This window comes from Nostoc sphaeroides, from assembly GCF_003443655.1.
Lineage (GTDB): Bacteria > Cyanobacteriota > Cyanobacteriia > Cyanobacteriales > Nostocaceae > Nostoc > Nostoc sphaeroides.
Genome location: NZ_CP031941.1, coordinates 3,410,903 through 3,435,723, shown reverse-complemented (window position 1 = coordinate 3,435,723; position 24,821 = coordinate 3,410,903). Strand labels below are relative to the sequence as shown.

Below are 24,821 nucleotides of genomic sequence, written 5' to 3'. Positions count from 1 at the left end.
TGCCGTCCTATCCAATGGAAAAGAAACCGATCTGCCAGAACCATTCAATCACAAAATTTCACGACTGATTCATTATTTGCAACGTCATCGTTGCTTACTGGTTTTAGACGGCGCTGACACAGTTCTCCAAGAATGTGCTGCCCCAAAGATCACCTGTCGAGACTGTATCTGGCTCGATCACACAACCATCGGGGAGTACTGCGAGTTGTTTAGGAGAGTGGGAGAAGCCACCCATCAAAGTTGCTTAATCTTGACCAGTCGGATCAAATTCCATGAGATCGCCTCGCTTGAAGGAAAGACACGACCTGTGCGAGTATTCTGTCTCCAAGGATTACAGGTTAAAGACATACAAGAACTTTTCAAAACAAAAGGAATCTTTAGAGGAACACCAGACAACTGGAATCAATTAATCGAATCCTATGCAGGGAATCCCTATGTCCTAAACCGCATTGCCACAACGATTCAACAGTTATTTGATGGCAGCATCACGGAATTTTTAAAACAAAAAATTAGAGTTTTTGGTAGAATTTTCTATAATTTAGACCAAGAATTTAAACACCTGTCAGATACAGCGAAAGCAACGCTTCAATGCATGGTAATCAATCGTCAACCCATTTCTTTTTCACAGCTACGAACAAAGATGCCATCTTCTGTTTCATCCCAAGAACTCCTGGAAACCTTAGAACTACTGCAAGCGCGATCGTGGATTGATGCCAAATCAGGTCTGTTCTCTCTCCAAGCGATGATGGTTGAATATGTCAAATCTTTTATTCTTGACGAGAAGATCGCCAAATTTCAGCCGACCGCATTTCTGGAGCAAGAACATCAACGTCAGGTAGCAAGCTAGAACTGCTAGGGGAACTTTTGTCTCAGACTATGTTTCTTTGAATTCATTACCACAATACCCAACAATCACAATAAGCTGTCGCGCATCTAAATTGTACTTTTTGGAGCCTGAAAAATTCGCTGTGAGATTTTCAGCTTGAAAAATTAAATGCATCTCAGCTTTATCTACACAATTCGGCGTTTAGCTGCATCTGCTTCTTGAATATCCCCTTGCCAAATTTTAAGCACTATTACTTATTGACAAATTGTTTATGACCTTAACCAGTCAAGGATGACCTCAAAATCCCCTGCTCCCGTATGCTTACCCTTTTCATTCGGGGGTTACGTGGTTAACAATGGGTTGAATGTTTTTTAAATGATTCAACCTTATGGCTAGAACTGCAAATGAATATGCCGTATTCCTCCTACTGGAAAGCGGCCACAGAGAAGAAGTACGTTTTCCGACTATTCAAGAGTTTCAGAAGTGGTATAGCGGCGAACTTGTGCCAAAATCTGCTTCTAATGACTTTATTAGCGTGCCGATCAAAAATATTCAAGGGGAATATATGGTAGTAAGACCTTCCCGAGTTGTGGCAATCCGGGTAGAACCCGTTTTTAGTTCTAGTGTTGAAAGATTCAACTAAATGATGAGAAAAACCTTTGCTTTGCTTTCCTTAAGTCTGGGAATTGCCCTTGTAAACCCTCTCTGGTCGGCTGTTGCTCAGGTTCCTAACTTCCTGCCGTTGCCAGTACCCATAGCTCCTGATCTTCCACCTATACCAATACCAATTACTCCTGAGATAACGCCACCGCTAAAACCAGTTGCTATTGGAAGCGATTGTACGTTCCAACAGACTTGCTTAGGTTTAGATGACCAAATTTGGGGTCAAAGGGGTAAAATAGGCGATCGCAATGCGCTGTTGGCTTCCATTGATAACAGTCTGCTTTACTTAAGAAAGAAAGAGGCGATCGCAGCATATCAAAATTATCCGATGAAGGAAATTACCCTTGATCGCGTCTTGAGGAGTTTGCTACGCTTCCGCCAACTAGTTATCAGTTCTCAGTCAGCAGCGCAATTACAAGCTGCTGTCAGCCGAGAGTTTGTCTTGTACCAGTCTGTGGGCAACGATGGCAAGGGTACTGTCAAGTTCACTGCTTACTACGAACCTGTTTACACCGCCAGCCGTGTCAGGACTGCAATATATAAGTATCCTCTTTATCGGCTACCACCTAATTTCAGCCAATGGCCTAAACCCCACCCAAAACGAATTGATTTGGAAGGGAAGGATGGTTTAAAAGGGAATAAGAGTAAATTGCGCGGTTTAGAACTGCTTTGGTTCCGCGATCGCCTAGACGCATACATGGTACATATCCAAGGTTCTGCCCAAATTAAATTAACTAATGGCAAAACAACGTCAGTTGGCTATGCAGGTGGAACTGATTACCCTTGGACTAGTATCGGCAAAGAACTAGCCAAAGATGGCAAACTTCCACTGGCAGGATTGACAATGCCCCGGATGACTGCTTTCTTCCGACAAAAACCTTACGAGTTGAGTAATTATTTGCCTCGGTGGGAAAGATTTATTTTCTTCCAAGAAACAAGCGGTAGACCAGCTACTGGTAGTATTCATGTGCCAGTAACAGCAGAACGTTCCATTGCTACAGATAAGTCTCTCATGCCACCGGGAGCGCTAGCGCTGATTTACAACTCATTTCCCTATCCTGCTGGTGGTGGCAAACTAGAGAGGCGTACTGTCAGCCGCTTTGTGCTTGACCAAGATACAGGAAGCGCCATCAAAGGCCCAGGCCGGGTGGATTATTTCATGGGGTCTGGTAAACTAGCAGGCGATCGCGCTGGCATCACAGGCGGTAATGGTTCACTATATTATTTGCTGCTCAAGGAATAAAGTTAGAAGTTAGGAGTTGGGAGTTAGGAGTTGGGAGTTGGGAGTTAGGAGTTAGGAGGTAGGAGTTAGGAGTTATTAATTCAAAACTCATCACTCCTCACTCATCACTCCTCACTCCTCACTCCTCACTCATCACTCCTCACTCCTCACTCCTCACTCATCACTCCTCACTCCTCACTCCTCACTCATCACTCCTCACTCCTCACTCTTTTTAGTACGGTGGATAAGCAAAATCATCTTCATCAGCATAAACGTAAGAGTTGGAAACTCCTGCCATTGCCAATTTAGGCGTTTCAGCTTTCACAGGTTCCTTCCCAAAATCTTTGTATTCTTCAAAAGTCTTGCAAATCATTGCAGACTCAAGAGAATCGGAAGCAATTAAGTATTGTGTTAAAGTCCCTACTGTGGGATGTTTGTAGTCTACAGTTGAAGCTACCAGAACTGTATTTGGTTCAATACCTCTTTCTTCACACTCAATTATCGGGCAAAAAATCCCGTGAGCGTGGAACAAAGGGCCTTTTGGTGTCAAAGGTTGCTTGCGATAAATAGCATAAGCTTTTTCTAGTTCAGCGACGAATCCACTAACTACTTTGCCTTGTTGATATTCGCAGTAGGTTTTGCTGAAACTCGCTCCAGCGGCACCATTAAGAGTTAGTTGTAGTGGTGATTCATGTAAAAACTTTTGATTCTCTCCCACTATAAAAATTAGATAGCGAGTAAAGGTTTTAAATTTAAGTTTGTCGGCTAAAAAAGCATCATAATTCTCTTTGAGCGTACCCAGTTTTAGACCACTTTCCCGGTCTTTGACAGACAATGGCCCCCGACGCACTAAAACCAAACGTGGAGTAGTGGTAATAAAGACCGTTTCGACTCCAGAGCTAAATTCATGCTCCACTTGCTGCCAATTATCATCTGGCACAAAGCCGACAGCATTGGCATTATCCAGCTTAATCGCCAAACCGTGGGATTGCATACCATCCGTGCCATATCGAGGATTAATCATCTGACACCAGGGAATGACTTGAGAAGGCGGTGCATTAAATTTATCGTCTTCAAAGTCGAAATTAGCAGATGCTTTCATCGTTTTAGGCTATCAAAGTGTTTTATTGAACAAGTTTATCGGCAGGGCGCTCAGGAAACGAGAGCCAGTTATGTGCTGTAGTTCGCAAATAGGAACTCAAACTGCCATAGTAGTTTTTCCAGAGTAAGACAGAATCAATCTATGTTGCAATCCCTGTTTCTTTTTTTAACAACAGATTATCACTTTAGCATTTCCTTATCTCCGTCCAATTTTCTCCTATTTTCGGGCGATAATCCGATAAAATTACTCAATCGGGACTTCCGCAAAGATTGCCAAAAAGCTTAATTTATACTAGACACGTCGTGGTTTGTCGCAGGCTATGGCCAAGACGAGCCAGTGCCGTGCTTATTTCCCCCCCCCATTGAGGAGTCACTGCGCTGACTGCCCTTAAAAAATTACTATGAACTCAAAGCAGCGAGAGTTTTTAAATCCGGCACTTCTAAGTCAGATTGACTTATTGCTGTACCTGTGGTATGAAGTCCTTTTTTGACTGCTCGACGATTTACCCAAACGGTTGATAGTCCGAGAGATTTGGCTGTAATAATATCGTGATATACACTAGCAGCAACGTGTAATATTTGGTCTAGCGGCAAATCAATTCTTTCAATAGCCAGTCTGAAATTGTTGAAGGAGGGTTTGTAGCTTTTTGCCTGTTCTGCTGTGATTATCTGGTCAAATTTCACCTGCAAGTGCTCTGCCGAGAAAGCAAAGAGATCGTCATCTACATTTGAGATAATTACCAGCTTAAACTTTTGCTTGAGGCTTTTAAGTGCCTCAATTGTATCAGGGAAAGGCAGCCAATGCTGAATCGAATCAGCAAGTGAATTTATTTCCTCAGTAGTTGGCTCAAAGCCAAATCGTTCACCAAATTTCTGGACTACTCTCTTCAAAACTTCCCGATATTTGATATAGTCTCCAATTTCGAGTTCTGCTTCAAATTCAGCAAACAGTTCCAGAATTTGATCGTCATCCAAATTAGTGTTATGTGCCAGCAGAAGTGGCTTTAGCACCTCTAAGATACCGTTTTCCCAATCGATTAGGGTTCCGTAACAGTCGAAAGTTAAAGCCTTGTACTGATTGAATTCAATCATTTTTTATACTCCAGAGCTTGATTAATAGTGTTCAGTTTTCACAAACCAAAAGACGGGTAAACCCATCTGCGTTGGCGCAGCCCGCACTTCGACATGAACTTTGAAAGCATAGTTCTATTCCAAAAGTAAGCCCAATTCTTGCGCCTCTGGTATGGGTGTTAGTTTGAGGGTCTAGAGGGATACTTGAATGTCCCACTGTCATCACGAGATGTCAGGAATCCCCATCCGCCTATGGCTTAGGGGTGGTTCAAAATCAAAGCAGAGTTTAAGTAGGTAGACAATAATAGACCAAACTGTGTGAAGATAAGCAAGTAGATTGGCACAACAAAACTAAAGTATTTTTTAAAGATAAAGTAGGCTAAAACTCTTTCGCTTCTTGCCTTCAGCATACCTACTTACTATTTTATTATTTAAACGAAAAATATTTACACTGAGCTAGTTCGGGTGTGGGATAATATTATCCTACAGAGGAAATTCTTCCTAAGATATTTGTATGGATGCTAAATTTAAGGATATAAAAGCAAATACCAGTAAAGAATTAAACTCAACCGAACAGCAATCTCATAGCAAGCCATCCACACATTTTTTGGTAGCGGAGGCACTCGTAAAAATCCTGGAAGATATGGGAGTGCAGTATGCATTTGGTGTATCGGGAGGCGCGATCGCCCCAATGTGGGCTGCGTTACATGAAAGTCCCGTTCAGGTGTTGCACTTTCGCCACGAAGCCGGAGCAGCTTTTGCGGCCATTGAGGCGGATTTTGCTAGCGATCGCCCGGTTGTGGTATTCACTACCACAGGGCCGGGAATCACCAATGCTTTGACAGAGTTGTTAGCTGCCCGTTGGGAGGGCGCTAAGGTTATTTTCGTGTCAGCTTCGACCTCAGCACCACAGCGTGGCCGGTGGGCTTGCCAAGAAACTAGCACCTATACAATGGCTAGCGCCGGGATTTTTACTTCTTGGTCTGTGGGATATTGTTGACATCATCTCTTGAGCCGAAAACTTCTTGCACTTGGGTAATGGCAGATTAATTACGTGTGGTGTTAGTTATTTAATACCTTAAATTTTCAGTAATAGGCTTGGGGCGTAAAGCTTAAGTTCAACCTAAAAATCCTGATTTTCACTGGTAAAGACGTTTCGGAATTGGCAAGCTTGATAAAGAAAGTTTGTATACATATAGCGTATCAATCAATGAATAAAACTGCTGCACTTAAATTTCCCCGTTTGGCAACCTCCAGTAAAAAAAGGGCGCTTAAGCGAATTACCTTAAACTTGACATCAGATGAAGCTCAGAACCTTGAAAAGTATTGTGAACAGACAGGCAAACCAGCAATAGATGTAATTCGGAAACTCATTCAAGCCTTGCCTTGACCTGTTGAAATTAGTAGGTTGAGATGATGAGGCGGGGAAATATTCATTCTTTGCGTCGCTCTCTTTGCTGATTGATAGCCTACTAAGTAGAGCAGCATAAATAATTCAAGGTTCGTAGTGAGCGGCTCCAGCCCTACTTTGAGGGCTGGAGCCGCTCACTACAAACTAATTTCAATATGTTTTATATTAGTTAATATAGTTTGAATTATTCTCACCCACTTACTTAGTCAGGGACTTAAACCACAGTTTATCAAAACTTTTAACTGTTTACTGGTAACTGATAACTGTTAATCTAATTGTCAATCAGCTTTCCTCACCTTGATAACCCAGGTTACCTTGGCATAATGCCTATTTCTATTGTTCTGATTAGATTTTTAATTAAAGCTTAAATACTGAAAAACGTCTTAACCTAAATTTGTACTAATTTTAACCCAACCTTTGCTTACGCTGTATGCCTTAGTAAGAAGATTATCTAGTAACTATGGTAAAACACAGCATTCCTATCGGAATTTAGATGTATTACTACCATTAATCCAGAGTTAAAAGCCAAATTGGAGGTTATTAGGAGTTTCTGTTTACTGCATTAAGGATTGTAGATTCATGAAACTGCAAACCCAATTACATATACTCTGAGCCAAATTAACTGGAGTGTAGACCCATAAAATGCACAGATGATGCAAGCATCATAGAAAATCAGGTGTCTACGCCTACAGCATAAAATTTGCATATTTTTTGTGGAGTTTTCTTAACTTACTTGAGGAGTACAAATGCTTGAGGCTATCGCTGTTGCTTGGTTATTACTGTTTTTTGGCGATTTTTTATCTACATTTTTTTACCATGTACCCGAGCACGTTTTTGGTAGCCTACATTTAAAAACGCACCACTCCTGGAAAAAGGACTTCCGCCACTACGCTATTTTGACTTTTAATCCCCAGGTTCTTTTAGATGGTATCTTGGGAGCTTTGCCTTATCTACTTGTAGCAGTAGTCTTGTGGTCTTTCTCTCCCATCGGCGTTATCTCTGGATTACTGCTTGGTCAGTTTCATGTATGGTGGAGACACATAAGTGTACTAGGCTGGCAAACTTCAAAGCCTGTCAATATTTTATGCCTAATTCTATTTATTACTACTCCTGAGAGACACTGGTTGCACCATCACAAAACTAATTTGGGTTTCGGTGATATTTTCACGTTCTTTGAACAACCTGCACAAATGTGGTTACGCTGGCTTCGGCTACTCAGACTTCGTTTTCGCTACTCTCGGATCTAACTGAAGCTACTGGTGACCTAAATACTTTTTAAAATTAGCAAAATCAGCTGCGTTAGCGAAGCTTACCGAAGGTATCGCAGCTTTTTTTGCTACACTCTTCTATTATTTTGCCAGAGAGGGGATTATTCCAGTCTCAAAAATGCGCTCACCTACATACTCAAAAAAGTTTTACACTGAGCTTGTCGAAGTGCTGAGTCCCAATTTACGAGTAATAGCAACAAGAGACTTGAACTTACCATAGATTTAAATCTATGGTTGTTTTTAATTATGAATGTTTTACTTATAGTTCTAAAACTTATCAAAAAATAAGCGAGTTATCCGATTACCACCCAACTTCGCTGTTATATCGCCGATCTTTTTGGGAAAACTAGTCTTAATTAGTAAATTATTATATTACTAGATTTTTATGACAATTCCTCTCTTTTTTGGAGATACTAGGCGTAGCTTGCGTATCCGTTCGCGGAGCGTCCCGCAGGGAAGGGGTATGGATAAGCAAGCTAACGCAATCGTTCAGATTTTTGGCTATATTATCAGCAAAGAGATTGACTTTGAGAGTCGCACCTTGATTTATCAGGCACTTCGCTATATTGATCAATTCTCTGTTGCCAACAAACAGTCTAGAAAAGTATTTACACGCAATTTCAACGAAATCCTCAACCTGCTCTCCCCTCAAGCCGCGTCTTTAGAAAATTCAGGCCTTTATCAACAGGTGCGGCAGCAGACTGAGAAAATGCCTGTCTTGGAAAACTTAGCGACAAAGGTGGCAGATGAAATTAATAACCTGGTTGGCTTGAATGCGGCCAATTTGCAACCTGCTGCTTATGAGGTGTTTCATGTCTACAGTTAGCCTCAGAAAGATGTTCAACAAAAAAGAGTTGCCATCTCTCCTTCATAACTTAGCCTACCAGTTCAACATTGCAATTGATGTTGAACTAGTAGACGGCACGAAACTGATTAGCATTGGTGAGCAAACTGCAAAAAACCGATATCCAATCGAGGTGTCAGGAGAAATCATCGGTTGGGTTGTTGGGGGAGAACAGGCAACTTTACTTGCGACTTTGCTCTCCTTTCTGGCCAAGCAGGAAGCTGAGAAGAAAGTACTCGCTAAAGAATTGCTGGAGCGATACCAGGAAATTGATTTGTTTGAGGATATCTCGACTCAACTGACAACAAGTTTGGATACTCGACAAATTGCCCAACTCGTGCTTCAAGAATTGAGACAATTAATTGAATCATCTGCGGGGATGATTCTGCTTTTGAGTCCAGATGCAACTGCATTTGAAATCATTGCTGAATTTGGAGTGTTTTTTGACCACAGTCAGCCAGAACCGGGTAAGGGAATTATTGGCAACATTGTGCAATCCAATCGCGCAGAACTAATCAATGATGTGCAAGCCGATCCTCGATTAGAGAAGCAAAAAAACGTTAGTGCAATGATTTGTGTACCGTTGCGAGCCAAGGAGCGGGTACTGGGAGCGATCGCTATTGGAAACCCCAAAACGGACTCATACAAGGCAGAACACCTGAAACTTGTGAGTATCTTTGCCTCTCAAAGTGCGATCGCCATTGACAAAGCTTTGCTTTACGAACAAAGCACTCAAGTAGCTCTCCAGGCAAAAGCCCAGACAGAGAAGCTTCAGCAAGCTCTCCATGAGTTGCAATTGGCTCAAACTCAGTTAATCCAAAGCGAAAAAATGTCCAGCTTAGGACAACTCATTGCCGGAGTTGCCCACGAAATCAACAACCCGGTTAACTTTATTTGTGGCAATTTAAGGTATGTTGCCCAATACTCTCAAGACTTGTTGCATCTCTTAGAAAAGTATCAAAAATTCCTACCTGTTGCCCCTCCAGAACTGGAATCAGAGTTAGACAACATAGACCTGGAATTTATTATCCAGGATCTCCCCAAACTGCTAGATTCAATGAAATTGGGCACAAGTCGCATCGTTGAAATTGTCCAATCCCTAAAAAACTTCTCCCGCCATGACGAAGCAGAAATGAAAGCCGTCAACATCCACGATGGCATTGATGGAACCTTAATGATTCTTCATCATCGCCTGAAAGCAGATGTTCGTCGTCCGGCAATTGAAATCGTTAAAGACTATGCAAAACTTCCTCTAATTGAATGCTACCCCGGACAGTTGAATCAGGTATTTATGAACATCCTGGCAAATGCCATTGATGCTTTAGAAGAAAATATGGAAAATTCCAGATTCAGGAGTAGCCTCCAATCTCTAACCCCCAATCCCCAAATCACTATTCGTACCAAACTCCTTGACCAACAGTGGGTTGTGATTCGTATCGCTGACAACGGCCCAGGCATGAAAGAGGAGGTAATTCACCGCATTTACGATCCCTTCTTCACCACGAAAGATATTGGTAAGGGAACCGGGTTAGGTATGGCAATCAGCTACCAAATTATTGTAGACAAACATGGGGGAATACTCAAATGTCGTTCTCAATTGGGTGAAGGAACAGACTTCTGGATTCAGATTCCGTTAAATTGTGCATTAGTGGATGCTACTGAAGAACAGAATAGCGCCTCTGTCTCGCAAACTCACACAACAGAATTATCCCATACTCCCGATACCGATGGTTTCATTCCATCAACAACTCCAATGCTCAAACCAACGGATTTGTTGATTAGCCATACTCAATTGATCCAGCGACTTTCACAGCACAGTCCAGATATGGAAGGTACATCACCCGATCAAATTTACCAGATGTTCCAGCGTTACCCAATTTCATTAAGGCTTTACGCCACTTTGTTGTCTTGGTTCTGTTGTTCTACCCCTAACCAAATACGCCACTAATAGAAACCTCAACCATGTTTAACCAACTTGATGAATACAACAGTCAGCTATTTGAACAATGTCCCGTTGGGCTGGTACTGTGCCGAACAGATGGGACGCTAATTAGCATCAACCCTGCCTATGCTGCCATTTTGGGGCGGACTGTTTCAGAAACCCTGAATCTCAACGATCGCCAGATTACTCCTGAAAACTATGCGATCGCTGACCAAGCTATGCTAAAGCAACTAGAACAAACTGGTCGCTACGGCCCCCATGAGAAAGAGTTAATCCATAAAAACGGGCATCTGGTTCCGGTGAGGATTTCTGGACAGATGATTGAGAAAGATGGGGAGCAACTGATCTGGTCTAGTGTGGAGGACATCAGCGACCTTCGACGCATTCAGCAGGAACGCCAACATACTGAACAAATCCTGAAACAGAGTGAAGCTCGATACCGTTCTTTGGTAACTGTTAATACACAAATTGTCTGGGTAAGCACACCACAAGGAATTTGCTTTGAACTGGCAAGCTGGATAGCCTATACAGGTCAAAGTCTAGCTGAAGCGGAGAATGGCGGCTGGATTGATGCCGTTCATCCTGACGATCGCGCCTACACCGGAGAAGTCTGGAGTGCTGCCGTGGCAAACCTGAGTATGTATCAAATTGAATACCGAATTCGTGGCAAGGATGGCAACTATCGCTACTTTTGGGTCTGGGGTGCGCCCGTTATAGAAGAAGATGGCAGCGTCCGGGAGTGGATCGGCACCTGCACCGATATTCACGAGCGCAAGCTGGCAGAAGCCGAAAATCAGCGTCTAAAAGAACGATATCGCTCCTTAGTAACTGCGACTTCACAGATTGTCTGGGGAGCTACCCCGGAAGGGCTGGGAATAAGTAGTGAAATGCTCACCTGGATGGACTACACGGGGCAGAGCGAAACTGAAGTTGAGGGTTGGGGCTGGTTCGATCCAATTCACCCCGATGACCGTGCCAACTCCACAGAAGTTTGGAATGCTGCTATGGCAAACCGAGGTATCTACCAAACCGAATATCGGCTGCATGGTAAGGATGGCACATACCGCTACTTCTCTGTCTGTGGTGCCCCCGTCTTGGAAGAAGACGGCAGTATTCGGGAATGGATTGGCACCTGTACTGATATTCACGATCGCAAACAGGCAGAAGCTGAAAATCAACGTTTATTGGATATGTTGAATCATTCCAGCGATGCCATTATCGTCCGTGACATGAGCGACAAAATCTCTCACTGGAATCAGGGTGCCGAAAGGCTCTACGGTTGGACGCGTGAGGAAGTAAAAGACCAATGCATTCAAGCTTTTATCAAAAAAACTTTTCTAAAGCCAAAGGAAGAAATTGCAGCAGAGTTATTAGAGCAAGGTAATTGGGAAGGAGAAGTGGAACATCTCACCCATGAAGGCAAAGTGATTACCGTCCAAAGCCGATGGACGTTACAACGGGACATCTCTGGTCAGCCCTGCGCGGTGCTGGAAATCAATACCGATATTACTGCTCGCAAACAAGCAGAAATTGCTCTGCGGCAACTAAATCAAGAACTGGAAGCCAGAGTTGTCGAGCGGACGGCTGCTCTGCAAAATACCCTAGCAGAAGCGCAGGGATTAAATGCCATTTTGGATAACTTAGCAGATGGTTTGTTAGTGGCAGACACCGCAGGACAAATCACCCACTTCAATCCTGCTTTTTTAGCCATGCATGGATTAACAGCTACCGCCCTCAACGGCCACTACCGAGAATTGCCGATATCTGGTTTAGCAGACCTAATTGCACGAACTCAGTCCTATCCCAAAGAGGTGTTTTCTGCCGAAGTTGCACTGACAAAGGAACGCATTGGTCAAGCAGTGGCAACCGCCATTTTCAAAAAGACGACAGATTCAGAACCCGATGCCTGCTTTGGTTCGGCGCTGCTAATTCGGGATGTGACGGCAGAAAAGGAAATCGACCAGATGAAAACCGATTTCATCTCAACAGTTTCCCATGAACTGCGGACACCACTGACTTCTGTTCTCGGTTTTGCGTCCATCATTCAAGAAAAGTTGCAAACCGATGTGTTCCCAATGATTGCTACCGAAGACCGCAAGCTTCAAAAAACGATTAAGCGGGTGGCTGACAATCTCAACATTATTGTATCGGAAGCAGAACGGCTCACATCTTTGATTAACGATGTCTTGGACATCGCCAAGATGGAAGCAGGTAAGGTGGAATGGCAGATGCAGCCGATTGATCCCAGCGAATTACTCGATTGGGCAACCAATTCTACCGCCGGGTTATTTGAAACCAATGGCTTGCAATTAGTCAGCGAAATTGAACCAGGACTGCCTCAGATAATAGGCGATCGCAATCGTTTGCTGCAAGTTTTAATCAACCTGATTTCCAATGCCGTTAAGTTTACCGAATCTGGTTGTGTTACCTGTCGCGTCAAACAAGGAAACGACGGTGTTTGCATCAGCGTCATCGACACAGGCATTGGGATTGCACCTGAAGACCAACCAAAAGTATTCGAGAAATTCCGCCAAGTTGGCGACACCCTCACCGACAAACCCAAAGGCACAGGGTTAGGACTGCCCATCTGTAAACAAATCGTCGATCATCACGGCGGTAGAATCTGGGTTGAGAGTGAAGCAGGTAAGGGCAGCATATTCTCATTTATCATTCCCACCTACACCAGCGATCAAAAAACCAATGCTAATCTAAATTTGGATACGCTAGTCAAGCAACTCAAAGAACACGTCATCACCAAAAACGCTGTACTGAACCAAAACCGTAAAACCATTTTGGTTGTAGATGATGACGCTAACATTCGAGAACTATTGCGTCAACAACTGGAAAACGAAGGTTACAACGTTCGGGAAGGAAAAGACGGCATGGATGCAATTCATCAAATCAAATTAGCCCGTCCCGATCTGATTCTTTTGGACGTGATGATGCCCCAAATTAACGGCTTTGATGTGGCAGCCGTCCTCAAAAATGATCCTCAGACCGCAGACATTCCAATAATAATTCTGTCAATTATTGAAAACAAAGAACGCGGCTACCATATTGGTATTGATCGCTATCTCACTAAGCCCATTGACACAGAAAAACTCCTTACCGAAATTGGCTCACTACTTTACCAAGGCACTTCTAGTAAAAAGGTATTAGTTGTAGATAAAAATGCATCAGCCTTAAAAACCTTATCAGATGTACTGCAAACTCAAGGATACAGCGTGATTGAAGCCTCCAATCCGCAAGAATGCATTTATAAAGCCTTGTCAGCCAAACCTGACATGATCATCATCGATTCTATCTTCTCTCAAGAAGCCGATTTGGTGAAAACCCTACGGTTTGAAAAGGAGTTGGAAAATGTATTTTTTATTATGCTGTCCGAACAGTAATCGCTGTGACTGGGAATTGGGGGCTAGCGACTGGGAAGGAATTCTTCTAATCCCCAATCCCTAATTCCCAATCCCTAATCACTAATTCCCAATCTCCAATCCCTATGACCCAAAAAATTCTGATTGTTGACGATGAACCCAATATCTTGATTTTGATGGAACAAGCCTTAGAAGCATTAGAAGAGGAGGGTGTTGAGCTTCTAACTGCTAGAAATGGAGAAGAAGCTCTCGAAACTATTAAAACTGAAAAACCAAACCTGGTTTTTCTTGATGTGATGATGCCTAAAATGAATGGTCTGCAAGTCTGTCATATTGTTAAACACGAACTACAAATGACTGACATCTATATCATAATTTTGACAGCTAAGGGACAGGAATTTGATAAACAAAAAGGAATTGAAGTTGGTGCAGACTTATATCTAACTAAACCATTTCGCCCCAAAGAAGTACTTGAGAAATCAATGCAGGTGTTGGGCTTTTGAGGAAAGTTATGAATGCGTTTTACTTGCTTTTGCTTCCATTAGTAAGAACTGGCTCACCTCGACTGTACTCGGCGACCATTTGCCTTCTGCCTCCTTGTGATTGATTTATTCTCGCCTACTTACTTAGTACAGGATTTCACAAGTTCGTAGCGTTATTAAATTTCGCAACTATTACTAGTAGGTCGCTCAATTCGTCACGGATTTATGAAATTCTGTACTTAGTTATGGATTCAGGCGATCGCTCCCATTGTGATGTGTCTGAACTTGATAACCACAACTTGGGTTACTTAAGCAAATCCTCTGTTATACTACCTGCGGCAGCTCCGATAACAGCACCTCCTGGCCCACCGAGAACGAATCCTACAATACCTCCTATTATTGCCCCTTTGAGACCGCCTCCATTGATAGCAGTAATTTCTTCTCTAGAGAGTGTATTTAACAGAGAATTTTCCTCTAGCTCGGCCAAAGGCAGTTCAGAAATTGTAATTTTAGCCATTTCTTAACATCCTTATCAAGTGTTTTTGAGATAATTATTGGAATTGCTTTAAGTAAGTCGATGGTCAGAAAAAAACTATATTACGAAAACTCAACACACATGAAAGCCTTAATAATCAACAATGAAAAATGACAGCCTTCTCCTGTGGTCGGTGCTACGCGAACATTAGTTAGCTTTATTAGCACCGACTTACTTATTTATTTAATAGAAATAACAATTATTTGTGAGACTTGCAAGTTATTAATCACTAAGAAATAGGACAAAATAGATACAGATTATTGAAAAATAACATCAGAGAATAATTCAGTTTTTTACCAAACTAACAAAGTTGTATCAAGGGGTAAAGTTACGGAAGCTGTCACCAGGGACAAAGGAGCCTGGAATTACTATGCTACAAACGTTTCAGTCTTGATGAGCTTTGAGGTATAACTGTAGCATTTATGTCCCTTTTACATTTTTAATTTTTACAATCTTGACTGGAGTTTAATACCTTGTGATGCGGGTTACGCAAGAGCCAAGACGTGCGATCGCATCTAACTTTGGTATAGTAATCCTATCTAACTTATGAGAAATAATTTTTTATAACGTCAATACGGAGTGGCTTGCCGTAGGCGATCGCTCCAGACGCCGAGAAAATCAAGAGAAATTTTCACGAATTATTTAAGATTGCTATACGTTATTTATATGATTAAATAGTTTAATCTGAAAATTACAATCTACATTTTTATACTAATCTCAGGAAATTAGAAGCTCCTGAATTTATGCTTGATGTAAATAAAACCATAGATAAACACAAATGTATACAGATGAAGTCATTACTAATATTAGTCAAATTAACCTTGACTGGCTCAATTCAGCACTCGCCACTGACTCTATCCAAAATTTTGCTATTGAAGCCTTAAATAGTGATAATTCTCAGATTACTAAAATTCAGCTTCAGTATCAATCAGAAACAACAGGTACATTACCAGCATCCCTGCTGCTGAAAATTTGTGCAGATAACAATGGCATTTTCGGTGAATCTGAAGTCAATTACTATATACGGGATTACATTGAACTAGCAAATCGACCTATACCTACTTGCTACCATGCAAGATATGCAGAAAATCCTCGTCGCTATCACCTTCTTTTAGAAGACTTATCTACAAGCCATCGTCACAACCGACGAATTCAGCCGACACTTGCCTATGGCTGTGCAGTTGCTAAAGCATTAGCCACATTACACGCTCATTGGTGGGGTGTTGAAAAATTACGAGCTATTGGCAGTAATATTACTAGTCAGACTGAAATTGAGCGATATGTAGCTCACGTTCAACCTGGATTATTACCAATGTTAGAGGAGATTAAGACCGAAATCGATGATTCATGGAAGTCATTGTTAATGGATGTATTTGAAAATCATCCTCACAAGATGATTGAGCGTACAAAAAACCCATCTGGCTTTACGCTAATTCATGGCGATCTCAACCCTGGTAATATCCTCTCTCCCCGAAATGGAAACGGCAAAACCTATCTCATTGATCGCCAACCGTTTGATTGGTCTTTAACTACCTGGCTGGGAGTAAGCGACCTTGCGTATGTAATGGTGCATTGGTGGGAGACTGATTTACGTAGGCAATGGGAAATTCCGATTTTGCGTGAATATCATGCAAATCTCATCAGCAATGGTGTTTTTGGCTATGATTGGGAGCAACTGGTCAACGATTATAAACTTGCCGCAGTTCAAAGTCTTTACGTTGCTACACAGTGGTGTGTTTTAGAAGAAGACCGCCAACGGATGAAATGGCTATGGTTTTCGCAATTGCAAAAATCCATAACAGCTTTCTTGGACTTGGAATGCTCTGAATTATGGACACAGAAAGTGGACTAGTTAGCATTGTCGCTTTCCCAACCCCAAGTCTCTATACAGTTTTTTAAAACTCGATCTTGCCGAAGAGAAGCTTTCATCCTTACCCTTGCCCCTGCTTGTTCAATCAGAAGGAATTCTGGGAAAGCTTAATTTGTGAGAGCGAGAGGCTTTTGCCAGAAGGAACTAGAATTAGGAAACACCTAGCTGGGTTCTTCTGACTTTTGAAATTAGGAGTGCATGTGTGCCAAAATCCCCTAAATATTTGCTGATTGGATCAACCGAGAATTACAGCGGTAAATCTGCAACTGTTCTGGGTTTGTCTCATCAGCTACAGCAAAAAGGTCTGGATATTACCTACGGTAAACCACTCGGTACGTGTTTTAATTCGTCTAGTGGAACCGTAATTGAAGAAGATGTCCAGTTCATCGCTCTTAGCCTCAATTTGCCGGAAAACCGCGTTGCACCTACAATGCTGGCTTTGGATGAACCAAATGTGCAAAAGCGCTTGCGGGGGGAAGACAAAACCGATTATCAGCAGTCCCTAATACAGCAATATTTACATAAGTCTCAAGGAGATTTGGTGTTATTAGAGGGGCCTGGTGATTTATCCGAAGGCAATTTGTTTGACTTGTCTTTGCTGCAAATGGCTGAAGTATTAGATGCTGGCGTGCTGTTAGTAGCCCGCTATAAATCGTTGCTTTCGGTTGAGGCGCTATTGGCTGCAAAAGGGCGTGTGGGCGATCGCTTGATCGGAGTTGTGATCAATGATATCCCTGTCACCCAACTAGAAGCAGTTGACACTCTCTTGCGCCCATTTTTGGAACAACAAGGGATTCCAGTGTTAGCAATGCTGCCTAATAGCGATTTGCTCCGCAGTGTCAGTGTTGGCGAACTAGTCAAGCAGTTAAAGGCTGATGTTCTCTGTCGCAACGATCGCATGGATTTGTTGGTAGAGAGTCTGGCAATTGGAGCGATGAATGTCAATTCAGCTGTGAAATATTTCCGCAAACGCCGGAATATGGCAGTGGTGACAGGAGGCGATCGCGTGGAAATTCAGCAAGCGGCTTTGGAAACTTCTACCCAATGTTTAATTCTCACCGGACAACTACCACCCCCACCGTTCATTCTCAGTCGCGCTGAAGAACTAGAAATACCCATTTTGTCTGTTGACTTAGATACCCTAACTACTGTAGGAATTGTTGACCGCACTTTTGGTCAAGTCCGTGTCCACGAGCCGATTAAGGTTCAGTATATTCGCCAATTGATGTCCGAGCATTTTGACATTGACCGTTTGTTATCCAAATTAGGTTTAACTCCGGCAACGGCATTGTCTTAGATTCATTGCTCAGTTATCAGTTAGGAGGCTGTATTACTGGTGAGGGTACAGCTGGCTCGCTGTCACCTCCCAAGGGACGGCGAGCTGTTTCCTTCCGCCCCATAGCTGGGATGTGCTTAGTTGCAGCAGCTAATCCAAAGACAGGCATATTGCCGTAAATAGCCTTATATCTTCCGGGTTCGATTAAATAAGTTTCGTGCCAAATGCCGACACTGCCATCAGCACCAATGGCTTGATTAAACCTTTGCCAAGCTTTTAGATGTGCATCGGCTGGATTTCTGGCAAAACGCTCCAAATCCTCGAACGATCGCCAGTATTGAATCAGTCCTACCCCTCGCGGATAGATAAACCCTTCTCCTCCTAAAAACCCTTTTTCAGGATTCTGATTAAGGCTTCGTAGCATGGGCGACATTGCCCTGGCTGTGGGAATCCATTTGGAAAAAGCGAATAATTTATTAATTCGCATCCCAATTAGAAATACAACAAAAGGTTCATCAATCTCGGCTGTAAATCGTCCCGGTATTACTTGAGGCATCTCTCACTCCTTGTTGTTTAATACCAATTTGAAAAAAGAATGCGACAAATAGACCATTCATCGCGTCTCCATTCATCGCGTCTTTACCCAAGGATATGTTGCAATCATTAATTAAATTGGTATAAGTTTTATGCAACTAATTGCATATAATTATTTTATGCAATTAGTTGCATAAGTCAAGTGGTGAATTAAAAATTATGGCATTAGCGCACGCAATACTAGCGGCTCTGCTTGATGCACCCTGTAGTGGGTATGATTTAGCAAAACGATTCGATGGCTCTGTAGGCTTTTTCTGGTCAGCAAGTCACCAGCAGATTTACCGGGAGTTGGCGAAGCTAGAAGATCAAAGATCGATTAGTTCCGAGTCGATTCTTCAAGCAGGACGGCCAGATAAAAGACTCTACAGCGTTACAGACTTGGGAGAACAGCAGCTCAAAGAGTGGATTGCTCAACCTTGTGAACCCACACCGATTAAAGATGATTTACTGGTAAAAATTTTTGCTGGTCATATTGTTTCTAACCAAATTATCTTGGCAGAGCTAGAACATCACCAAAAAGCCCATCTAAAAAAATTGTCTACGTACAAGCAATTAGAACAGCGTTACTTTCAGAATCCGCAAGAACTGCCAGAATCAGGCAAATTTCAGTACTTGACTCTCCTAAATGGTATTAGTTACGAAACACATTGGCTAGCCTGGTGTAACCAAGTAATGGAGTTACTGAACCAAACAATCAAAAATTAGTAGCAATGTTTAACTCAAGTTTTCCTCGCATCTACACGCTGTTTGGTAGAATATCTGGGTCGTTTAATCTGATTATCTCCATCTTTGAGCCAATCAACAGACCTTATTAACCTAGATACATTAGCGCAAGAACTAGCGACAATCCAGCAAACGGGTTCTAAAAAAATCGCCTTGCTGGGTTCTCGTCATGTCCCGATTACGCATCAGAATCTTATTGAAATGATGACTTATGCCCTAGTTTTATCGGGTAATCGAATCATTACTTCTGGTGCTACAGGTACAAATTCAGCCGCCATCAAGGGAGCAACCCGGGCTGATGCAAATTTGTTGACGGTGATTCTACCCCAAAGCCTGGAACGCCAGCCTTTGGAATCGCGCCAGCAACTAGAACAGGTAATGCATCTAGTCGAAAATCCCAGTAATGATACTCTGTCTCTTGCTGAAGCTAGTTACCTGTGCAACAAGGAGATTGTCTCCCGTTGCCAGCAACTAATCTGCTTTGCCTTTCACGACAGTCGCACCCTGTTACAAACTTGTCAGGATGCAGAAGAACAAAGAAAAGTGGTGACGCTTTTCTACTTTGATTAGTCATAAGTCATTTGTCTTTTGTCATTTGTATTTGACTAATACTTCGACTTACCTCGGCTCCGCTCGGCACGAGTCGCTCAGTACAAGTGACTGATGACTGATGACTGATGACTAATAACCAACGACGTAATAAGTAATGATAATTTTTTTGTACTCGATCGCTGCTGCTGCCGTTCTAATTTACGTGCCATTTTTGCTAGTAGCTTATGCCCGTGTGCGTATTGGGTATGAAATGTTTTCTACTCCTCGCGCTCTGTTTGATAAATTGCCACCTTATGCCCAACGAGCTACTTGGGCACATCAGAACACCTTTGAAGCGTTTATGGTGTTTGCCGCAGCCGCATTGATGGCTTATGTAACTGGTGTAAATTCTTTTACAGCCCAGGTAGCTGCGATCGCCTTTGTAGTAGCCCGTTTGCTATACTCAATTTTTTATATTTTGAATATACCCCTTTTGCGATCGCTCATGTTTGCCATTGGCATCTTTAGCTCTGGCACTCTCTTTTTCTTGAGCATCATCCAAACTAGTAGTGGTCTGTCAAATTCATTTTGACGGTTAGAGAGACGCGATAAATCGCCGTCTCTACTCTTAATTTATCCGTCAATTAGTTCTTGACAGACTACTAGTAGTCTGTTTCATAAGTTCTGATTGATTAGTTTGTTACCAAAACCCTGTAGAGACGCGAAATTTCGCGTCTTTACAACCCCGCAAAATTAATGGGACAGACTACTAGTTAGGGGAGTGGGGAGACAAGGGAGACAAGGGAGACAAGGAAAATGACCATGCCCCATGCCCCATGCCCACTTGCCCTGAGCGAAGTCGAAGGGATGCCCAATACCCAATCTAAAATCCAAAATGTTTTATGGCTTCTACTTTTTCTTTTGACATTGTGAGCGACTTTGACCGACAAGAGTTGGTTAACGCTGTCGATCAAGTTATCCGAGACATCAAAGGTCGTTACGACCTCAAAGACACTGAAACTACTGTCGAGTTAGTCGAAGAAAGCATTAACGTTAGTACTGACAGCGAGTTTACCTTAGATTCTGTACACACCATTCTGCGAGAAAAAGCCGCCAAGCGTAACCTCTCCCAGAAAATCTTTGATTTTGGCAAGGTTGAATCAGCCAGTGGTAATCGCGTGCGTCAAGAAATCAAACTCAAAAAAGGCATAAGTCAAGAAATCGCCAAACAGATTTCCAAATTGATTCGAGACGAATTCAAAAAAGTACAAGCTTCAATTCAAGGTGATGCTGTACGGGTTTCTGCCAAATCTAAAGATGACTTACAAGTAGTCATGCAGCGCCTGAAACAAGAAGACTACCCAGCTGCTTTACAATTTACAAATTATCGTTAACAGATTCGTAATTCGTAGTTAAAAATTCAATTACGAATTACGTTAGCCTAGCGGTAGCGACGTAGGAGCGTCATTACGAATTATTTTAACAAGTGGTAGGGGTTTAAGTCCCCTGCTTCTATCAAGCAGCGCGAATTGAACGCCTAAATCTAAATCCCCGTCACAAAACGTAATTGCGAATTGCGAATTGCGAATTGCGAATTGTTTTAAGCCCCTCCGCCAATACTTTTTTGAAATGCTGGACGCTCAGATAACTGCTTGATATAGTTCAACACGGCTGGGTAGGGGCTGAGGTCTAGCTTTAGCATCATGGGAATATAACTCAGAATAGACCCAACTGCCACATCAGCAACAGTAAACTCATTACCCAACAAAAAAGGTTGCCGTTCGAGAATCTCATTCAAGAAAGTCAGCAAGCGGGGCATTTCTCGCTCCCGATTTGCTTCCACAAAAATCCCTGTAGCGAGGGTAGAATTGCCAAACAACGTCCATTGGGAAAATACAGCACGTTCTTGAAGTGAAAGTGCTGTTTTACCATACTTATCGGTAAGATACAGCAAAATTGCCCCAGATTCCCAAAGTTTAAAATCCCCATCAACAATCGCTGGAACTTTACCAAATGGGTTAATTGCCAAATATTCAGGTTTGAGGTGTTCACCCGCCTGCATATCAAGCTTGACAAATTCGTAGGGAATTTCTAATTCTTCTAAATACCAGTGAACAATTGACGCTCTACTACGAGCGCCACCGTAAAGTTTGAGCATAATTACTTAAAGAACTTTGTGAGTGTGAGAATGTTGTTTAACGTTATCTTCTTTGGTGACGACTCTAGCGGCATTTAACACCCGCTTGCGCTCAATAGAATACTTAAATTCGCTGTAGCTTGTACCCAAGGGAATTAAAGATTTTGCAGATTCACGACGCTTATAAGTACGAGCTGCTGCAAATGCCCGTGGGACAAATTCTTCTCCAAACTGAGCCGACTCTGGGAAGCCATCTGGCAACAGTTGTGAATCGCCATCCAGCACAGATCCCAAAGTTGTTGCATGAGCCAGCTTATAGGACGTAGGAATGCCCTTTAAGAGCGCTTCCAAAGCCGCAGAGGGAATCGGTTCTATAACTTCGATTTGATAAACTTCTCCATCTTCTTTGACGAAGCAGGTTGCCAAGCCGATAACAATGTAATCATCGGTTGCTAAATCAGGGGCATTGGGATAGGAAATTGCAGTTGTCATCGGAAAATTTCTCAAAATTTAAAAATTGGGCATTGGGCATCCCTTCGACTTCGCTCAGGGCAAGTGGGCATTGGGCATCCCTTCGACTTCGCTCAGGGCAAGTGGGCATTGGGCATTAGTTATTCTCCTCCTGCTTCCTCATCGCCCTCATCCCTTCTTTAAGGGACTTCCAAATAAAAAAATGTTCCAAACACTGACGCGAAAACTCTCTCTATTCCTCCTCTCTCTGTGTTCTCTGTGTCTCTGTGGTTCGTTTATTTGGATAATTTATTTCTTGGAAGTCCCTAATGAACGGCTTGTTGGCATTCTACCAATTTGTCGCTCTCACTACATGACTAGTACGCCACGGCGGAAATAGGGCAACCATTTAAAATCCCTAAAGAGCTTATTCCATAATACTTTTGACTTCCGCCTTGCGGTGCTAGCCTTTGAGATTCACATCTGCTATTTCTGGAATTCACCCTGAGGATGAAGTATTCATGATTAGGTTTGAGGATCAATTGTTTATTTGGGGCGTAGATTTCTCTTGTGCGACTAGGTTAAGTTCTCTCTTGAGATGGCTTCTAGGTAAGCCTAAATACTTTAAAAATAGAGATAGTAGTAAAACCACTAGCAAACGAAAACTAGAATTTAATTCCACAAAGCACGGATTTAGTATAGGTAAATATGAATATTCACTCATTTTTAGCTGATGGTGACCAGCAAAATTGCAAATGTAAAATTGTTTCAAATATTATACATAAAGCCCAAGCACACAGGAAAAATGACGGTGGCGAATCTGTTTTAGGCGATCGCTATTTACGTTCTTGTGCTTTGAAGTCGGCTCAACAAGGAGATTATACTGAGGCGATCGCACTTTTAAGCCAACTAATTTCCCGCCATCCCTACAATGCCATTGATTACAACAACCGGGGGCTAATTTATTTCCAAAGTGGTGAAAGACAAAAAGCGCTTGCCGACTATAATACCGCCCTCAAGCTTAATCCCTATTTAGCTAGTGCTTATAATAACCGGGCAAATTACTACGCGGCTTGTGGAGAATTAGCAGCAGCACTTGCCGACTACGATCAAGCAATTAATTTGAATCCTCGCCATGTCCGGGCGCGGATTAACCGAGGCATTACCTGGCGTGATTTGGGGCAATATGAGGAGGCAATTGAGAATTTTGAGGTAGCACTGCTTTTTGGTCAACTAGAAGGTCATATCTGGGCTGAACGCGGCAGAACTTACCATCTTTGGGGCGACTGGAATTGTGCGATCGCTGATTATCGTCGCGCCCTCACTCAACTGCCCTCTTTCGACAACAGTAAGGATATTACTGGTTGTCGTTTGCGCTTACAACTCGAAAATTGGCTAAACGAGCTGCTATCTGAATCAGCGTCCTAATTGGTAGATTAGTTCTTCTGGAGGATTCAAAATTCAAAATAAATTATTAAATTTTGAATAGGAGTTTAGTGACACTGTATCGCTAATGACTAATAGATGATAGCTACATAGCTATTCAAAAATTAGCTATTAACCATTATTTATTAGCAATAATATAAATTAACACCCGGTTTATCCGTAGCCTGAATCACAAGAAGCTTAAATAATCTCAAATTCGCTATTTGTCTTAAGGTGATGACTCTGTTTGTTGATCTTCTAGGCGATCGGGATTCATCAACACGATCCGACGCTGATTAGGATCAAATCGGTATCCTTGTTCTTGCATAATACTTTTAGTTTGCAGAGGATCGAAGTTACGGCTAAATTGCACCTGTAAACCATTGACATGTCCTTCCATCAGCTTGACTTCAGTACTAATTTCGCGCAACTTTACTTGCTGTGACCAATGATAAGGCAAAAGTTGTGCTAAGGCAGATGCTGCAACGGCTGTAATCACAACATTAACCGCTATTTTAGCTGTGCTTTCCAGTGCCATCACCTGGTAAGAACGTTGGCGAAGATGCCGCTTTGGTCGAGGAGTGACCCGGCGTTTTTGTATAGGTTGTAACGGTGGTCTGGAGGGTTGAATCGCGTTCATGATGCTAACAAATAACCTCGCTGAGTGAAGGGAAGCACTGTAAAAGCTCTCTGGCGCTAATTACTGCTGATTTAGCTGTCATATTACTTCATTTTTTTGAAATAGCTACAAGTGTTGTACCAGTTAAAAAATAACCTGGCTTACGTAAGTGCAAGGTTCCTAGATACTTATGGCATAAAGCCGTAAGGTCTGGAATTTGCACCCCGTACTGCCAGGATTATTAACCTTTTAACTGTGTCACATCGAAGGCTTATTTGTAAAGTTCTGTGGCTAATCGCCAAGCTAGAACTCCGGGGATCAAGGCCACAACTAGAGCGATGTAGACTTGAGTATCTGAGATGGAAGATATCTGAGCGATGTACAGAGTATCTAAGATAGGCATGGCTGAAAACCTCCTAAACTGAATAGATTTTGAACAGTTCGTTTACTACTTTTCCTT

The 24,821-nt window shown here is 42.4% G+C and carries 24 protein-coding genes and 1 pseudogene; 17 read left to right on the top strand and 8 right to left on the bottom strand.

Annotated features, from left to right (window positions below):
* Nucleotides 1-76 precede the first annotated feature (76 nt).
* The 3 genes from D1367_RS15110 (at nucleotide 77) to mltA (ending at nucleotide 2,732) form a co-directional block, all read left to right on the top strand.
* The gene (locus D1367_RS15110) at nucleotides 77-847 is read left to right on the top strand and encodes a hypothetical protein (RefSeq protein ID WP_147337372.1); all 771 of its coding nucleotides are present in this window, start codon (nucleotides 77-79) and stop codon (nucleotides 845-847) included.
* Nucleotides 848-1,214: 367 nt separating this feature from the next.
* A complete protein-coding gene (locus D1367_RS15105; RefSeq protein ID WP_118167171.1) occupies nucleotides 1,215-1,469 on the top strand; it encodes a hypothetical protein in 255 nt (84 codons plus the stop codon).
* Between the two features lie 3 nt (nucleotides 1,470-1,472).
* Nucleotides 1,473-2,732, top strand: a complete 1,260-nt coding sequence (mltA, locus tag D1367_RS15100; RefSeq protein WP_118171467.1) for a murein transglycosylase A — start codon at nucleotides 1,473-1,475, stop codon at nucleotides 2,730-2,732.
* 211 nt (nucleotides 2,733-2,943) lie between these two features.
* On the opposite strand, the gene D1367_RS15095 is transcribed toward mltA, so the two are convergent.
* Together D1367_RS15095 and D1367_RS15090 are read right to left on the bottom strand one after the other, a co-directional pair.
* The gene (locus D1367_RS15095) at nucleotides 2,944-3,813 is read right to left on the bottom strand and encodes a DUF5895 domain-containing protein (RefSeq protein WP_118167170.1); all 870 of its coding nucleotides are present in this window, start codon (nucleotides 3,811-3,813) and stop codon (nucleotides 2,944-2,946) included.
* A gap of 398 nt (nucleotides 3,814-4,211) precedes the next feature.
* Complete coding sequence (locus D1367_RS15090; protein ID WP_118167169.1) at nucleotides 4,212-4,904, bottom strand: haloacid dehalogenase type II; 693 nt, start codon at nucleotides 4,902-4,904, stop codon at nucleotides 4,212-4,214.
* 493 nt (nucleotides 4,905-5,397) lie between these two features.
* Here D1367_RS15090 and D1367_RS15085 point away from each other — a divergent pair.
* The 7 genes and pseudogenes from D1367_RS15085 to D1367_RS15055 form a co-directional block, all read left to right on the top strand.
* Nucleotides 5,398-5,862, top strand: a pseudogene (locus D1367_RS15085) (thiamine pyrophosphate-binding protein); the annotation flags it as partial.
* Nucleotides 5,863-6,093: 231 nt separating this feature from the next.
* Nucleotides 6,094-6,273: a ribbon-helix-helix domain-containing protein gene (locus D1367_RS15080; RefSeq protein ID WP_118167167.1), complete on the top strand. Its 180-nt coding sequence runs from the start codon at nucleotides 6,094-6,096 to the stop codon at nucleotides 6,271-6,273.
* 767 nt (nucleotides 6,274-7,040) lie between these two features.
* On the top strand, nucleotides 7,041-7,541 hold the full coding sequence (locus tag D1367_RS15075) for a sterol desaturase family protein (protein ID WP_118167166.1): 501 nt from the start codon (nucleotides 7,041-7,043) through the stop codon (nucleotides 7,539-7,541).
* Between the two features lie 484 nt (nucleotides 7,542-8,025).
* Complete coding sequence (locus tag D1367_RS15070) at nucleotides 8,026-8,388, top strand: hypothetical protein (RefSeq protein WP_118167165.1); 363 nt, start codon at nucleotides 8,026-8,028, stop codon at nucleotides 8,386-8,388.
* Nucleotides 8,375-10,354 (top strand): ATP-binding protein, encoded by a 1,980-nt coding sequence (locus tag D1367_RS15065; RefSeq protein ID WP_118167164.1) that lies wholly within the window; start codon nucleotides 8,375-8,377, stop codon nucleotides 10,352-10,354. The genes D1367_RS15070 and D1367_RS15065 overlap by 14 nt, the downstream gene beginning before the upstream one ends.
* Nucleotides 10,355-10,368: 14 nt before the next feature.
* On the top strand, nucleotides 10,369-13,740 hold the full coding sequence (locus D1367_RS15060) for a PAS domain S-box protein (protein WP_118167163.1): 3,372 nt from the start codon (nucleotides 10,369-10,371) through the stop codon (nucleotides 13,738-13,740).
* Nucleotides 13,741-13,844: 104 nt separating this feature from the next.
* Nucleotides 13,845-14,222 carry a response regulator transcription factor gene (locus tag D1367_RS15055; protein WP_118167162.1) on the top strand — a complete coding sequence of 126 codons (378 nt, stop codon included), beginning with the start codon at nucleotides 13,845-13,847 and terminating at the stop codon, nucleotides 14,220-14,222.
* A gap of 283 nt (nucleotides 14,223-14,505) precedes the next feature.
* Here D1367_RS15055 and D1367_RS15050 read toward each other — a convergent pair whose 3' ends face one another.
* On the bottom strand, nucleotides 14,506-14,718 hold the full coding sequence (locus D1367_RS15050; RefSeq protein WP_118167161.1) for a hypothetical protein: 213 nt from the start codon (nucleotides 14,716-14,718) through the stop codon (nucleotides 14,506-14,508).
* Between the two features lie 796 nt (nucleotides 14,719-15,514).
* Between D1367_RS15050 and D1367_RS15045 the strand changes: the two genes are divergently transcribed.
* Complete coding sequence (locus D1367_RS15045; protein WP_118167160.1) at nucleotides 15,515-16,588, top strand: phosphotransferase; 1,074 nt, start codon at nucleotides 15,515-15,517, stop codon at nucleotides 16,586-16,588.
* 220 nt (nucleotides 16,589-16,808) lie between these two features.
* Nucleotides 16,809-17,903: a phosphotransacetylase family protein gene (locus D1367_RS15040; protein ID WP_118167159.1), complete on the top strand. Its 1,095-nt coding sequence runs from the start codon at nucleotides 16,809-16,811 to the stop codon at nucleotides 17,901-17,903.
* 16 nt (nucleotides 17,904-17,919) lie between these two features.
* Here the strand turns inward: D1367_RS15040 and D1367_RS15035 are convergent, their stop codons facing one another.
* A complete protein-coding gene (locus D1367_RS15035; protein ID WP_118167158.1) occupies nucleotides 17,920-18,438 on the bottom strand; it encodes a DUF4188 domain-containing protein in 519 nt (172 codons plus the stop codon).
* A 197-nt stretch (nucleotides 18,439-18,635) separates the two neighbouring features.
* Here D1367_RS15035 and D1367_RS15030 point away from each other — a divergent pair, with 197 nt between their 5' ends.
* From D1367_RS15030 to D1367_RS15015, 4 genes are all read left to right on the top strand, one after another.
* Nucleotides 18,636-19,181, top strand: a complete 546-nt coding sequence (locus D1367_RS15030) for a PadR family transcriptional regulator (protein ID WP_118167157.1) — start codon at nucleotides 18,636-18,638, stop codon at nucleotides 19,179-19,181.
* 84 nt (nucleotides 19,182-19,265) lie between these two features.
* Nucleotides 19,266-19,769 carry a DNA recombination-mediator protein A gene (locus D1367_RS15025; protein WP_118167156.1) on the top strand — a complete coding sequence of 168 codons (504 nt, stop codon included), beginning with the start codon at nucleotides 19,266-19,268 and terminating at the stop codon, nucleotides 19,767-19,769.
* A 136-nt stretch (nucleotides 19,770-19,905) separates the two neighbouring features.
* Nucleotides 19,906-20,322: an MAPEG family protein gene (locus D1367_RS15020; RefSeq protein WP_118167155.1), complete on the top strand. Its 417-nt coding sequence runs from the start codon at nucleotides 19,906-19,908 to the stop codon at nucleotides 20,320-20,322.
* 310 nt (nucleotides 20,323-20,632) lie between these two features.
* A complete protein-coding gene (locus D1367_RS15015) occupies nucleotides 20,633-21,124 on the top strand; it encodes a YajQ family cyclic di-GMP-binding protein (protein WP_118167154.1) in 492 nt (163 codons plus the stop codon).
* Nucleotides 21,125-21,330: 206 nt separating this feature from the next.
* On the opposite strand, the gene D1367_RS15010 is transcribed toward D1367_RS15015, so the two are convergent.
* Both D1367_RS15010 and D1367_RS15005 read right to left on the bottom strand, forming a co-directional pair.
* Nucleotides 21,331-21,888, bottom strand: coding sequence for a glutathione S-transferase family protein (locus tag D1367_RS15010; RefSeq protein ID WP_118167153.1), 558 nt, complete (start codon nucleotides 21,886-21,888; stop codon nucleotides 21,331-21,333).
* A gap of 6 nt (nucleotides 21,889-21,894) precedes the next feature.
* Nucleotides 21,895-22,359: a hypothetical protein gene (locus D1367_RS15005; RefSeq protein ID WP_118167152.1), complete on the bottom strand. Its 465-nt coding sequence runs from the start codon at nucleotides 22,357-22,359 to the stop codon at nucleotides 21,895-21,897.
* 666 nt (nucleotides 22,360-23,025) lie between these two features.
* Here D1367_RS15005 and D1367_RS15000 point away from each other — a divergent pair.
* Complete coding sequence (locus D1367_RS15000) at nucleotides 23,026-23,745, top strand: tetratricopeptide repeat protein (protein ID WP_118167151.1); 720 nt, start codon at nucleotides 23,026-23,028, stop codon at nucleotides 23,743-23,745.
* Nucleotides 23,746-23,971: 226 nt separating this feature from the next.
* On the opposite strand, the gene D1367_RS14995 is transcribed toward D1367_RS15000, so the two are convergent.
* Together D1367_RS14995 and psaM are read right to left on the bottom strand one after the other, a co-directional pair.
* Complete coding sequence (locus D1367_RS14995) at nucleotides 23,972-24,382, bottom strand: slr1601 family putative cell division protein (protein WP_118167150.1); 411 nt, start codon at nucleotides 24,380-24,382, stop codon at nucleotides 23,972-23,974.
* A 250-nt stretch (nucleotides 24,383-24,632) separates the two neighbouring features.
* Nucleotides 24,633-24,722: a photosystem I reaction center subunit XII gene (gene psaM, locus D1367_RS14990; protein ID WP_040630342.1), complete on the bottom strand. Its 90-nt coding sequence runs from the start codon at nucleotides 24,720-24,722 to the stop codon at nucleotides 24,633-24,635.
* Nucleotides 24,723-24,821 lie beyond the last annotated feature (99 nt).

What these genes read in the sequence shown, in the direction of transcription:
- D1367_RS15105 (WP_118167171.1), top strand. Translation starts at nt 1,215, where the DNA reads ATGGCTAGAACTGCAAATGAATATGCCGTATTCCTCCTACTGGAAAGC.
- mltA (WP_118171467.1), top strand. Translation starts at nt 1,473, where the DNA reads ATGAGAAAAACCTTTGCTTTGCTTTCCTTAAGTCTGGGAATTGCCCTT.
- D1367_RS15095 (WP_118167170.1), bottom strand. Translation starts at nt 3,813, where the DNA reads ATGAAAGCATCTGCTAATTTCGACTTTGAAGACGATAAATTTAATGCA.
- D1367_RS15090 (WP_118167169.1), bottom strand. Translation starts at nt 4,904, where the DNA reads ATGATTGAATTCAATCAGTACAAGGCTTTAACTTTCGACTGTTACGGA.
- D1367_RS15080 (WP_118167167.1), top strand. Translation starts at nt 6,094, where the DNA reads ATGAATAAAACTGCTGCACTTAAATTTCCCCGTTTGGCAACCTCCAGT.
- D1367_RS15075 (WP_118167166.1), top strand. Translation starts at nt 7,041, where the DNA reads ATGCTTGAGGCTATCGCTGTTGCTTGGTTATTACTGTTTTTTGGCGAT.
- D1367_RS15070 (WP_118167165.1), top strand. Translation starts at nt 8,026, where the DNA reads ATGGATAAGCAAGCTAACGCAATCGTTCAGATTTTTGGCTATATTATC.
- D1367_RS15065 (WP_118167164.1), top strand. Translation starts at nt 8,375, where the DNA reads ATGTCTACAGTTAGCCTCAGAAAGATGTTCAACAAAAAAGAGTTGCCA.
- D1367_RS15060 (WP_118167163.1), top strand. Translation starts at nt 10,369, where the DNA reads ATGTTTAACCAACTTGATGAATACAACAGTCAGCTATTTGAACAATGT.
- D1367_RS15055 (WP_118167162.1), top strand. Translation starts at nt 13,845, where the DNA reads ATGACCCAAAAAATTCTGATTGTTGACGATGAACCCAATATCTTGATT.
- D1367_RS15050 (WP_118167161.1), bottom strand. Translation starts at nt 14,718, where the DNA reads ATGGCTAAAATTACAATTTCTGAACTGCCTTTGGCCGAGCTAGAGGAA.
- D1367_RS15045 (WP_118167160.1), top strand. Translation starts at nt 15,515, where the DNA reads ATGTATACAGATGAAGTCATTACTAATATTAGTCAAATTAACCTTGAC.
- D1367_RS15035 (WP_118167158.1), bottom strand. Translation starts at nt 18,438, where the DNA reads ATGCCTCAAGTAATACCGGGACGATTTACAGCCGAGATTGATGAACCT.
- D1367_RS15030 (WP_118167157.1), top strand. Translation starts at nt 18,636, where the DNA reads ATGGCATTAGCGCACGCAATACTAGCGGCTCTGCTTGATGCACCCTGT.
- D1367_RS15020 (WP_118167155.1), top strand. Translation starts at nt 19,906, where the DNA reads ATGATAATTTTTTTGTACTCGATCGCTGCTGCTGCCGTTCTAATTTAC.
- D1367_RS15015 (WP_118167154.1), top strand. Translation starts at nt 20,633, where the DNA reads ATGGCTTCTACTTTTTCTTTTGACATTGTGAGCGACTTTGACCGACAA.
- D1367_RS15010 (WP_118167153.1), bottom strand. Translation starts at nt 21,888, where the DNA reads ATGCTCAAACTTTACGGTGGCGCTCGTAGTAGAGCGTCAATTGTTCAC.
- D1367_RS15005 (WP_118167152.1), bottom strand. Translation starts at nt 22,359, where the DNA reads ATGACAACTGCAATTTCCTATCCCAATGCCCCTGATTTAGCAACCGAT.
- D1367_RS15000 (WP_118167151.1), top strand. Translation starts at nt 23,026, where the DNA reads ATGAATATTCACTCATTTTTAGCTGATGGTGACCAGCAAAATTGCAAA.
- D1367_RS14995 (WP_118167150.1), bottom strand. Translation starts at nt 24,382, where the DNA reads ATGAACGCGATTCAACCCTCCAGACCACCGTTACAACCTATACAAAAA.